General features: G+C 74.7%; 10 protein-coding genes. 2 read left to right on the forward strand and 8 right to left on the reverse strand.

Annotation, left to right across the window (positions count from 1 at the left end; translation table 11 throughout):
- Positions 1-66: 66 nt before the first annotated feature.
- Positions 67-1,398, reverse strand: a complete 1,332-nt coding sequence (locus ACWIX3_RS19735; protein WP_448609049.1) for an MFS transporter — start codon at positions 1,396-1,398, stop codon at positions 67-69.
- A gap of 297 nt (positions 1,399-1,695) precedes the next feature.
- On the opposite strand from ACWIX3_RS19735, the gene ACWIX3_RS19740 reads away from it, so the two are divergent.
- On the forward strand, positions 1,696-2,097 hold the full coding sequence (locus ACWIX3_RS19740; RefSeq protein WP_448609050.1) for a cupin domain-containing protein: 402 nt from the start codon (positions 1,696-1,698) through the stop codon (positions 2,095-2,097).
- Between the two features lie 120 nt (positions 2,098-2,217).
- Here the strand turns inward: ACWIX3_RS19740 and ACWIX3_RS19745 are convergent, their stop codons facing one another.
- On the reverse strand, positions 2,218-3,486 hold the full coding sequence (locus tag ACWIX3_RS19745) for a GAF domain-containing protein (RefSeq protein ID WP_448609051.1): 1,269 nt from the start codon (positions 3,484-3,486) through the stop codon (positions 2,218-2,220).
- Positions 3,487-3,617: 131 nt separating this feature from the next.
- Here ACWIX3_RS19745 and ACWIX3_RS19750 point away from each other — a divergent pair, with 131 nt between their 5' ends.
- Entirely contained in the window at positions 3,618-5,441 is a 1,824-nt protein-coding gene (locus ACWIX3_RS19750) for a flavin-containing monooxygenase (protein WP_448609052.1), read from the forward strand.
- 130 nt (positions 5,442-5,571) lie between these two features.
- Here ACWIX3_RS19750 and ACWIX3_RS19755 read toward each other — a convergent pair whose 3' ends face one another.
- The 6 genes from ACWIX3_RS19755 to ACWIX3_RS19780 all read right to left on the reverse strand — a co-directional run bounded on the left by ACWIX3_RS19755 (position 5,572) and on the right by ACWIX3_RS19780 (position 11,905).
- Complete coding sequence (locus ACWIX3_RS19755; protein ID WP_448609053.1) at positions 5,572-8,457, reverse strand: CHAT domain-containing protein; 2,886 nt, start codon at positions 8,455-8,457, stop codon at positions 5,572-5,574.
- Positions 8,454-8,870 carry a CU044_2847 family protein gene (locus ACWIX3_RS19760; RefSeq protein WP_448609054.1) on the reverse strand — a complete coding sequence of 139 codons (417 nt, stop codon included), beginning with the start codon at positions 8,868-8,870 and terminating at the stop codon, positions 8,454-8,456. Before ACWIX3_RS19760 ends, ACWIX3_RS19755 begins: the two co-directional genes overlap by 4 nt.
- A gap of 409 nt (positions 8,871-9,279) precedes the next feature.
- Entirely contained in the window at positions 9,280-9,903 is a 624-nt protein-coding gene (locus tag ACWIX3_RS19765; protein WP_448609055.1) for a GDSL-type esterase/lipase family protein, read from the reverse strand.
- A gap of 200 nt (positions 9,904-10,103) precedes the next feature.
- Positions 10,104-10,874, reverse strand: a complete 771-nt coding sequence (gene fabG, locus ACWIX3_RS19770) for a 3-oxoacyl-ACP reductase FabG (protein ID WP_448609056.1) — start codon at positions 10,872-10,874, stop codon at positions 10,104-10,106.
- A 108-nt stretch (positions 10,875-10,982) separates the two neighbouring features.
- A complete protein-coding gene (locus ACWIX3_RS19775) occupies positions 10,983-11,402 on the reverse strand; it encodes a DUF350 domain-containing protein (RefSeq protein ID WP_448609057.1) in 420 nt (139 codons plus the stop codon).
- 98 nt (positions 11,403-11,500) lie between these two features.
- Positions 11,501-11,905: an AAA family ATPase gene (locus tag ACWIX3_RS19780; RefSeq protein ID WP_448609058.1), complete on the reverse strand. Its 405-nt coding sequence runs from the start codon at positions 11,903-11,905 to the stop codon at positions 11,501-11,503.
- Positions 11,906-11,955: the final 50 nt, after the last annotated feature.

Consider the following 11,955-nt stretch of genomic DNA (forward strand, 5'->3'; position numbering starts at 1 on the left):
CCGTCAGGGCTCGCGGCGAGCCCCTGGACGGGGCCGACGGGGTCGTGCGAGGGCCGGGGTCCTGTCTCAGCGGTAGGCCGAGCCCCCGCGCAGCCGGGCGCCCACGGCGGCGGTCAGCGGCGCCAGGACCACGCCGTCGCGGGCCAGCCGCGCCCGCAGCTCCCGGCGGTGGCGCAGCACGCCGACGAACCCGATCGCCCAGAACAGGTACTGGGTGGCGAACGCGGCGCGGAAGGCGTCCAGCGAGTAGCCGGTCGAGCCGCCCGGCGTCAGCAGGTCGAGCACCGCGCCCACGGCCAGGACGGTGAGCAGCGAGGCGACGAAGCCGCCGACGTTGACCACGCCGCTCGCGCTGCCCTGCCGCTCGGCGGGGTTCCAGGTGCGGGCGAAGTCGAAGCCGATCATCGATCCGGGGCCGTTGGTGCCCAGGACGACGACCAGCAGCACCAGCAGCGGCAGCGGCGCGCGACCGGGCCACAGCAGCACGACGGTCCAGGTGACCGCGGTGGCGACGAGGATGGCGAACACCAGAGACGAGCGGCGCAGCGGCCAGCGGCCGCACAGCCGGCCGAACAGCGGGCCGACGCCGATGCCGACCACCACCAGCAGGGTCAGCAGGCCCGCCGCCGTGGCCGGGCTCAGGCCCTGGCCGAGGACCAGGAAGGGATAACCCCACAGCAGCGCGAAGACGGTGCCGGAGAACTGGGTGACCAGGTGGGTGTACAGACCGATGCGGGTGCCCGGTTCCTGCCAGGTCAGCGCCAGGCTGCGCCGGACCTCGGCGAGCCCGGCAGGTGGGGCCAGCTCGGTGCCGGGGGGCGCGTCCCGCAGCGCGACGAGCACCAGGACGGCGACGAGCACGCTGACCGCGGCCCCGCCGAGGAAGGTGGACTCCCACGACGTCGCGTGCAGCAGCGCGACCAGCGGGTAGGCCGCGGCGATCTGCCCGAACTGGCCCAGGATGCCGGTGAGCTGGGTGACCAGCGGAACGGTCCGGCCGGGGAACCAGAAGCCGACCACGCGCAGCACGCTGACGAAGGTCATCGCGTCACCCGCGCCGACGAGCACCCGCGCGGCGATGGCCGTCGGCACGTCCCCCGCCAGCGCCAGCGTCGCCTGTCCCGCGGCCATGGTGAGCGCGCCGGCCAGGATCAGCCGCCGGGAGCCGAACCGGTCCAGCGCCACCCCCACCGGCACCTGCATCGCAGCGTAGACGACCAGCTGCAGCACGAGGAACAGCGAGATCGCCGAGGCGCCGGCGGAGAAGCGCGCCTGGGCCTCCACCCCGGCCACACCCAGGGATGCGCGGTGGAAGACCGCGACGGTGTACGCGGCCAGCGCGACGAGCCACACCGCGTAGGCACGGGCCATCGGTCGGGAGGCGGTCGAGGTCGTCACCCCAGGGACGACGCCGCGAGCGCCGTCGTTGCTTCCCGGCCCGCCGGGTGAGATCGATCACCGCCCCCGTGCGGACACGCGGCAGACCCGGCACGGGCGTCGCCACGACGCCCGGACCGGAGGGGGGTCGGTCGACCCGGCCGGCGTCCTCCGGGCCCGGCCGCGGCCGTGGTGGCCAGCCGGTCGGGCGACGCAGGAATGACCGGACCGGGCCGGGGGCAGGAGGGACGTCGTCCGCCGGGCCCGACCGGGTGCCGGCCGCACCGACACGTGCCCGACCGAGGAGAGGAGCCCTCGATGGCGTCCGTCATCCACTACACCATCGCGACCGAGGCCGAGAAGTACGCCGACTTCCGCCGCGTGCTGTGGACCGGCAAGAACACGCAGCTGGTGATCATGACCATCCCGCCGGGCGGTGAGATCGGCGAGGAGGTGCACGAGGACATCGACCAGATCCTCACCTTCGTCAGCGGCACGGGTGAGGCGCAGATCTCCGGGTCCAAGAAGAAGGTGGCGCAGGGCGACCTCGTCGTCGTCCCCGCCGGCACGAAGCACAACTTCGTCAACACCGGTCCGAACCCGCTGGTCCTCTACACCGTCTACGGCCCGCCGGAGCACGCCGACGGCGCGGTGCACAAGACCAAGGAGGAGGCCGACGCGGCCGAGGAGTCGGGCGAGGACGAGCCGCCGACCGAGTGAGGACCCGGGGCGGGGGGCGTGCCACCCCCGCCCCGAGCCCGCCCGTGCCCCTTCGCCGCGGTCAGCGCTCCGCGCGCACTGACGAGCCGCACGACCCGTGGGTGCCGGGCCTCCCGGGCGTCACCCGCGACGGAGCCGCTCCACCACCGGCGCGGTGGACGCCGGGAGCAGCCGGGCGGCCGGCTCGGGCAGCCGGACCGCGACGGCGACGTCCTCGTCGACCCGGTAGGGCTGGGTCAGCAGGACCGAGCCCAGGGTGCGGCGCAGCCGGGAGACCTCCGCGCGCACGGTCACCGTCCGGGTCGGGTCGCCGAAGAGGTCGGCGGCGAGCGCGGCGGCCGAGCACCCCGCCGGGTGCCGCGCGAGGGCGAGCAGGATCTCGGCGTGCCGCAGGCTCAGCCCGGCCGTCCAGCTGCCGCTGGCCCCGGTCACCTGCACCTGCGGGCGGGACCCGGTGAGGTCGAGCACCAGCCCCGCAGGGCGGTCGTCGTCCCCGGGGGCGGACGGGCGCAGCAGCCAGCCGCCGGGCAGCGGCTCGACGGTGCACCGGCCCAGCGCCGGCACCCACACCGCCCCGGCGCGCACCTCCTCGGGCAGCGCGACCCTGTCGGGCGCGGCCAGGTCGGTCGCCGCCGCGGTGCAGCCGTCGGTGCCCACCACCAGCGCCGGGCCCGTCAGCCGGGCGAGGATCGGCGCGGCCAGCGTCCGCAGCCGCTCGACGTGCCGGGTGTGGGCCCGTTGGAGCTCCTGCCCGGCCAGCGCCGCGACGGCGTCGACGAGGGCGATCGTGCTCGGGTGCACCGTGGACGCCGGGCCGGAGAGGTCGACCACCCCGAGCACCCGGCCGGTGACCGGGTCGCGCAGCGGGGCGGCGGCGCAGGTCCAGGGCTGGTGCCCCTCGGCGTAGTGCTCCGCGGCGTGCACCTGCAGCGGCGCCCGCACCACCACGCTCGTGCCGATGGCGTTGGTGCCGACGACGTCCTCGTCCCAGCACGAGCCCTCGACGAAGCCCAGCCGGTCGGCCCGCCGGCGCACCTCGGCGCCGCCCTCCCGCCACAGCACCCGGCACCCGGCGTCCCCCACGACCAGCACCTGCCCGGCGTCCCGCGCCACCGGCAGCAACCGCTCCCGCAGCAGGGGCAGCAGCGGGGCCAGCCCGCTCTCCGCGCGGCGGCGCTCCAACTCGGCGCCGTCCAGCGGGGCGACGTCCGGGGTGCGCGAGGGGTCCAGTCCGCTGCCGCGCAGCCGGCGCCACGACGCGCCGATCACCGGCCGGGGCGCGGCGGGCGGGGTGCCTCCGGCCAGGGCCGCGGCGCGCACCCGCGCGAGCAGCCGGGTGTGCACCCGCGGGTCGGCACCGGGCGGCAGGGCGCTCTGGACAGCGGTCATCGGCGGCTCCTCGACTGTGACCTGCACCACGACCATATGCCGTGCAACCCCCTGCAACGCCTCCCCCACGTGTGAGCGGCCGGGTTCCCTGGACGGCGACCCCGCCCGCGACGACGCAGGAGGCGACGCGCATGACGCAGACCGCGGAACGACCGAGCACCACCGGCTCCCCCACTGACCGCACCGACGGCTGGCTGGCCGCGTTCGAGGACGCACTGACCGCCCGCGACGTCGACCGCGCGGCGGGGATGTTCGCCGCCACGAGCTTCTGGCGCGACCTCATCGCGTTCACCTGGAACCTCACCACGGTCGAGGGGCCCGACGGCGTGCGCGACCTGCTCACCGCCACCCTCGAGCGCACCGATCCGCGCGGCTTCCGCACCACCGAGGAGCCCACCGAGGCCGACGGCGTGACCACCGCCTGGATCGAGTTCGAGACCGCCGTGGGGCGCGGCCGCGGGTTGCTCCGGCTGCAGGAGGAGGGCGCGAAGGCCTTCACCCTGCTGACCACCCTCTACGAGCTGAAGGGGCACGAGGAGCCGCTGAGCGAGCGCCGGCCGATGGGTGCCGAACACGGCGCCAACCGCGACCGCACCACGTGGCTGGAGCGCCGCGAGCGGGAGGAGGCCGAGCTCGGCACGACCGTGCAGCCCCACGTCCTCGTCGTCGGCGGCGGCCAGGGCGGCATCGCCCTCGGCGCCCGCCTGCGGCAGCTAGGCGTCCCGGCCCTGGTCATCGACAAGCACGCCCGGCCCGGCGACCAGTGGCGCAGCCGCTACAAGTCGCTGTGCCTGCACGACCCGGTCTGGTACGACCACCTGCCCTACCTGAAGTTCCCGGACAACTGGCCGGTGTTCGCGCCCAAGGACAAGATCGGCGACTGGCTCGAGTCCTACGTGAAGGTCATGGAGGTCCCCTACTGGGGCGGCACCGTGGCGCGCTCGGCGTCCTTCGACGAGTCGACCGGCGAGTGGACGGTCGAGATCGAGCGCGACGGCCGGCCGATGACCCTCAGGCCGAAGCAGCTGGTGCTGGCCACCGGCATGTCCGGCAAGCCCAACGTCCCCCGGCTGCCCGGGCAGGACGTCTTCCGCGGCGAGCAGCACCACTCCTCGGCACACCCCGGCCCGGACGAGTACGCCGGCAAGAAGGTGGTCGTCGTCGGCAGCAACAACTCCGCGTTCGACATCTGCGGGGCGCTGTGGGAGATCGGCGCCGACGTGACGATGGTGCAGCGCACGTCGACGCACATCGTGAAGAGCGACAGCCTCATGCAGATCGGCCTGGGCGCGCTCTACAGCGAGGAGGCCGTCGCCAACGGCGTCACGACCGAGAAGGCCGATCTGACGTTCGCCTCGATCCCCTACCGGATCATGCACGAGTTCCAGATCCCGCTGTACGAGCAGATGAAGGAGCGTGACGCCGACTTCTACCGCCGCATGGAGGAGGCCGGCTTCTGGCTCGACTGGGGCGACGACGGCTCGGGGCTGTTCATGAAGTACCTGCGCCGGGGCTCGGGCTACTACATCGACGTGGGGGCCGCCGACCTGGTGGCGGACGGCGAGGTGAAGCTGGCGCACGGCCAGGTCGACCACCTCACCGAGGACGCCGTCGTCCTCCAGGACGGCACCGAGCTGCCCGCCGACCTCGTCGTCTACGCCACGGGCTACGGGTCCATGAACGGGTGGGCGGCCGACCTCATCTCCCAGGAGGTCGCCGACAGGGTCGGCAAGGTCTGGGGCCTGGGCTCGGACACCACCAAGGACCCGGGTCCGTGGGAGGGCGAGCAGCGCAACATGTGGAAGCCCACCCAGCAGGAGGCGCTGTGGTTCCACGGCGGCAACCTGCACCAGTCACGGCACTACTCGCTGTACCTGGCGCTGCAGCTCAAGGCCCGGTACGAGGGGATCCCCACCCCGGTCTACCGCCTGCAGGAGGTGCACCACACCTCGTGAGGCGTCGCCCCGGTGCTCATGGAGCCGTGGCCACCGGTCCGGCCGGGACGGTGGTCACGGCTCCGTGCTCGGGGCCCCCGTCCCGGGTCCCGCCCCGGGCCTGCCAGGGGTGAGGGGACGGGGTTCTCCTTCAGCCGTCGAGGTCGAGCACCCGGACGGTGCCGTCGTTCAGGTTGGTCACGTAGCCGCGTGACCCGTCGGGCAGCACCGCGACCGAGGTCGGGGCGTCGCCGATGGGGATCCTCGCCGTGACCCTCCAGTCGTCGGCCGCGATCACCGAGAGCGTGTCCGCGTTGACGCTGGTGACGTAGGCGAACTGGCCGTCGGGCGCCCAGGTGACGTCCTGAGGCCCTGCCTCGACCGGGATGCTCGTCATGACCGTGTCGGTGCTCGTGTCGATGACGGTGACGGTGTCGGCGTCGTAGTTGACGTTGGCGACCAGCGGCCGGGCCGGGTGCACCGCCACACGGTGCGGGCCCGCGTCGACCGGCACCTCCCGGAGCACGGTGTCCGTCGTGGTGTCGATGACCGCGACGACGTTGGAGGTGTGGTTGGCGACGTAACCCCGCATGCCGTCGAGGGTGAACTCGATGGAGTGCGGCAGGGGCGGCACCGGGATCTCGGTCAGGACCTCGTACGCCCCGGCGTCGATGACCACGACGGTGTTCGGACCCTCCACGGGCACGTAGACCCGGTCCCCGTCGCGGGTGACCGCGGGTGACCACGGCTTGCCGTCCAGCGGGATGGTCTCGATCATCCTCCACGTCCTGGCGTCGAGGACGCCGAAGGCCCCGTCCTCGGTCTCCTCGTCGTACAGGCTGAGGTAGGCCACCCGCCCGTCCGGGGAGAAGGTCACGAACTGCGGCGGACCCACCGGCACGGGGATCTGCCCGGTCACCCGGTCCAGCCCGGTGTCGACCACCGTGATGGTCCGGGCCTCGCGGTTGGCGACGTAGAGCTGCGCCCCGCTCGGCGAGGCCACCGCGTAGCCGGGTGTCTCGCCCACCGGGATGACGGCGCCGGCCGAGGGGATCGGCATGCTCGGGGACACCGGCGGCGGACCTGAGCTGGTGGGCGCGGCGGGCCCCGTGGGCGCCGTGTCGAACGCGGCCGGCCCGGGCTCCGGCCCGCTCGTCCGCCCGAGCGTCAGCGCCACGGCGACCGACCCGCCGGCCAGCACGAGGAGCAGGACGACCGCGGCGACGACGACCCGCCGGTGCCTCCACCACGGCTGGGGCGTCGGCGGCGGAGGCGGCGAGGAGGGAGGGGGGCTCGCAGGGGGCGAGGTCGGGTCGGGCGGCGTCGGGTCGGGCGGCGTCGGGTCGGGCGGCGTCGCCCCGGCCGGTGTCGCGGCAGAAGGGGTCGACGAGGCCGCGGGTCCCGGATCGGCCGAGCGGGCTCCGGCCGAGGTGTCCGCGGGCCCGCCGGCGGGCCCCCTGGCGGCCGGCATGCTCCGCGTCGGCGTCCGGGGCGCCGCCGGGTCGGTACCGGCCTCCCGACCGGGCGACCCCGCCTTCGACCGGGCGCGCGGTGCCGTGGCCTTGCGGCGTCCCGGCTGCGAGGTCGTCGCCGGCGCGGCACCGTCGACGGTCGCGCCCTCCCCGGCACCGGACCCGCGCCGGCCACCGGCGCTCCCGGCGCGTGCCGTCGTCGCGTCGTCGCGGTCGCGCCGCTCGTCGGCGGCCGTCCCACCGCCGTCCGGAGCGGATGCGCCGGTGGCGGGCGAGCCGTCCTGGGGTGCCCGCGCCGCGACGACGGGCTGGGTGGTCTCGGGCTGCCCGGGCTCTCGCAGCCGGCCCGTGGACCCGCCAGGCACCGGAGCTGCGGCCGCGTCCGGGGGGACCCGGGGCGGCACCGGGCCGGCCGTGCCGGCGGGTGGGGTCCCCGCGGTCGTGTGCGAGTGGGGTGCGACGTCGAAGATGCGCCCGTCGGGGGCACGCAGGTACAGCACCGGGGTGCCCCACTCGACCTGGTTCGGCTGGAGCCGGATGGCCTTGCGGGCCTCGGCCATCGCCGCGTCGAGCGGGTAGCCGTCGGCGACGGCCTCGTAGAAGCCGCGGGTGAAGACGATGGCGGCCCGGTCGGTGATCTCGAACTGCATGGCGACCACGGCGGGGATGCCCTGGTACACCAGGCTCTGCGCGGCCCCCGAGTAGGGGTCGGTGCGGCCGCCCCGAGCGCCCTCGCAGGAGTTCAGCAGGGCCAGGCGCAGGGTGCGGTGGTCGTGCAGCAGGGCGCCGACGTCGGAGCCGCTGATCGGCTGCGCGCGCCCGCTCGGACCCTCCATGGCCAGCAGCCCGTCCCCGAGCTGGGGGTCGTAGCGCCCGTGGCCGATGTAGTGGAAGACGTGGTGCTCGCCCCGCCGCAACTGTCGTTGCAGCTCGGCCATGGTCCCGTTCGGGGTGCGTTCGAGGTGGACCCGTCCGTCGTGCTGCAGGTCCCGGAGCGCCTCCTGCAGCCGGACCCACTCGTCGTCGACGTCCAGAGGCGGGAAGTCGGTGGGGCTGGCGACCACCACCAGGACGCGCAGCGGGGGGTGCACCGGCAGCGGGCGGATGCGGCCGGGCAGGTCCAGGTAGCGGATGACCGGAGTCCACTCCGACAGCGCCAGGAACCGGCGGGCGTCGGTGTCGTAGAGGTACTCCCAGGGCAGGTCGGCCAGCTCGGGCGCCTCGGTCAGCCGCAGCCGCACGCGCAGGCCGGCGTCGCGCCCCTCGGCCTGGTCGAGGCTGGCGGTCAGGGCGCCGGCCACCTGGTCGTGGAAGACGGACCTGAAGAGCCGGCTGCCGAACTCGCGGACGGCGGTGGCCTCCGGCTCGTCCTCGCTGCGGACCAGGTAGCGGCGCGGCCGGCCGATGCGCAGCAGGAAGTTGTCCAGCTCGAGGTCGGAGAAGGGGATCGTGACCGGCACCGGGCGGGTCTCGCCCACCGGGGAGTTCAGCACGCGGGCGCGGTAGCTGGTCGCCGACGCGGGTTCGACCAGCACGTCGAAGTCCAGGTAGGTGCGCTCGGTCATCGCGGCGCCCCGGTCGGCGGGTCGTCCCCGCCGGGCCCGACCTGGCCGGGCGCCTGGCCGGCTGCCCGCTCCGGTCGCCAGGTCATCGACACCGTGAAGTTGCCCGTCGAGCTGGCGCCGGCCACGAAGGCGCCCACCTCGGCGCTGAGCTCGATCCCGAAGTCGACGGTGATCTCCGCCGGGCGCTCGGCCAGCGACCGCAGCCGGCGCACGAGCTCCTGCACGGCCGGCTGCACGCGGGCGACGGCCTGCTCGAAGCTCTGCTGCGCCTGCAGGACGATCCGCTCGTCCCGCTCCCCCCACCCCCGGGTGACCTCACCGCCGCCGTGCCCGCCGATCGCGGACCCGTCCTCGACCTGCACCAGCACGGTGCCGCCGCTCTCCATCGGGAACTCCACGAGCCGCTTCGCCATGGCCGATCACCCATCCGCCAGCCGGGATGCCGTCGTCCTCGGTACCGATGAGCTCCGGAGGACCGCTCGTGATACGCCGCTGCGGGACCGGGCCGTGCGGCGGCAGGCGCGGTTCCTCCCACGGACGCCGGCCTCGGGCACGACCACGAGTGACACGTCTCCCCCTCCGGACCACGACCGTCCGAATGACGCACCAGCGACGCTAGGCAAGGTTCCGGTGACCGTCCAGGGGGATGAGTGCGTATGGACAGCGGCGACGAACACGGGCCCGGAGCCGCGGCCACCTGCGAGTCGATCGAGAGGGTGTGCACCCCGACACGCCGACGACGGCGTGTCGACGAGACGCGACCCCACGACCTTCCGCGGCGGCGCCCGGGCTCCGAGGCTCCGAGGCTCCCGAGCCGGAACGTCAGGCGGCGGCGCCGTCCCGTCGGGCGTGCGCGGCGGCGACGACGTGGGGCACCAGCGCCTGGGCGATGTGGGCGTAGCCGGCCGACGACGGGTGGAAGCGGTCGGCGGAGAACAGCGCCGGGTCGGTGCCGAAGGCCGCGGACACGGCCTCGGACACGGCGGCGACCATGGCGCCGGCCGAGCGGGCGACGGCTGCCTGCTCCCGCTGCAGCCGCCTCGAGGCGGCCTGCACCAGCGACTGCAGCGCCGGCGGCACCCAGGGCACGGTCGACATGTCCGGCGCCGGGACGACGACCACGTCGGTGCCGGCCGCGCGCAGGGCGCCCAGCGCGCTGGCCAGTGCCGCTGCCGCCTGCGGCGGGGGCACCAGTCGCGCCAGGTCGTTGGCACCGACCACCACCACCGCGAGGTCGACGTCCAGCAGCGCGGCCCGGCGGACCTGTGCGGCCAGGTCCCGCGACACCGCCCCCGGGACGGCGAGCACGGACAGGTCGACGTCGTAGCCGGCGCCGGTCAGCGCGGCGGCCAGGCGGGGGCCGAGGGCGTCCCCGGGCCCGGCGGCGCCGGAGCCGTACGCGAGCGAGTCACCGAGGAGGGCGAGCCGGAGGGGCGTGCGTGTCACGGTTCGTACAACACCGACGCACGCTCCGCCATGCCCGTCGCCGGAACAGGATAGGGCCCGGCCGGGGTGCCGACCGGGCCCTGTCGCGTCTCAGCCTGCCCCTGCAGGGACCCCCCGCGAGCCTGGTGACGTGCCGGAACGGCCACCCTTCGAGGTCCCGCGCCGAGCGTGCGAGGCGTGGGGGGAAGGGTGGCCCTTCCTCAGGCCTTCGGGCCGCCGGCGGCGTAGACCACCTGGCCGGAGACGAAGCCCGCGCCCTCGCTGATGAAGAACGACGCCAGGTGCGCGATGTCCTCGGGCTGGCCGACGCGCTGCACCGGGATCTCCTTGGCGGCGTAGGCGATGAAGTCCTCGAACGCGATGCCCATCCGGTCCGCGGTCGCCCTGGTCATCTCGGTCTGGATGAACCCGGGCGCGATGGCGTTGGCGGTGACACCGAACTTGCCCAGCTCGATCGCCAGGGTCTTGGTGAAGCCCTGCAGACCGGCCTTGGCCGTCGAGTAGTTGGCCTGGCCGCGGTTGCCCAGGGCCGAGGTGCTCGACAGGTTCACGATCCGACCCCACTTGGCGTCGATCATGTGCTTCTGCACCGCGCGGGACATCAGGAAGGCGCCGCGGAGGTGCACGTTCATGACCGTGTCCCAGTCCGCCTCGGTCATCTTGAACAGCATGTTGTCCCGGATGACGCCGGCGTTGTTGACCAGCACCGTCGGGGCGCCCAGCTCGGCGGCGACGCGGCTGACCGCGGCCTCCACCTGCTCGGCGTCGCTGACGTCGGCGCCCAGTGCCAGCGCACGACCGCCGGCGGCCTCGATGGCCGCCACCGTCTCCTTGCTCGCGGCCTCGTCCAGGTCGAGCACGCCCACGGCGAACCCGTCCTGCGCCAGCCGCTTGGCGACGGCCGCACCGATGCCACGCGCGGCCCCCGTGACGATCGCCACGCGGGTGCCGGTGCTGTTCGACTCGCTCATCTGTTCGTCCCTCTCCGATTTCTGCGCCGTCCGGTGCGCTGGACCACACGGTACGGATCGGCTCCGCGAGGCTACCGGCGGGTAGCCGCGTAGTGGCGGAGGCGCGGGTCAGGGCCAGATGCTGGCGACGACGATGCCCGCGACGGAGAGCTGGACGGCGGCGAGGACCAGGCTGGCCGGGTGGAAGGTGACCTCGGTCACGTGGCGGCCCAGCTTGCCGGGGGTGAGCAGGTCGAGCACGAGGAACGCGACGGCCTGCAGCACCACGCCGAGCAGGCCGAAGACGACGGTGTAGAGCAGCGCCTCCCCGAACCCGCTGGTCGCGTTGGTCCAGATCGCGCTGAAGATGACCAGGCCCTGGGCCAGGAACCCGGCGGCGAGCACGATGCCGGCGTTGACCGACCGCTCCTCGTGGATGTGCCGACCGAGCTGGCCGGGGGTCAGCAGGTCGAGCACGAGGAAGCCGAGGGTCAGCAGCACGATGCCGACCCCGGTGTAGGCGACGGCGTAACCGATGCTGGCCAGCACGAAGAACCTCCGGGGGACGCGGGACGGGCGGACGCCGGACGTGTCTACCGCACCGGCTCCCCCGGATCCGCCCCGGCGTGCCGGACGCGCCCGCCACCTCACCCGGGGCGGACGACGTCCACCCGCTCGAAACCCTCGGCCGTCGACGGCGGGACGAACCGCGCGGCCGTCCCGTACAGCCCGGCCGGTGGCACCCGCGCCCGGCCCTCCCGGGTGTCGTTGCGCGCGGCACAGACCGGCACAGGAGTGTCCAGCCAGACCGCCCGGACGCCGACGCCGGCCGCCCGGGCCGCCGCGACCAGCGGGGCGCGGTCCTCGAGGGTGGGGTTGGTGTTGTCGACGACCGTGCTCCGGCCCTGCGCCAGCAGTTCGGCCACGACGCGCCGCTGCCGGGCCTCGCGACGGCGGGCGTTGGGCCAGTGGTCCTTGCTGACGACGACGTGCGTCTCGGCCAGGTGCGCACGCACCCAGGTCGACTTGCCGCTGCCCTGGAGCCCGACCATGACCACGAGTTCCTGCCCTGACCCCCTCCGGCCGCCTCCCGGGTCCCGCC

The sequence above is a fragment of the Geodermatophilus sp. URMC 60 genome, assembly GCF_053502585.1.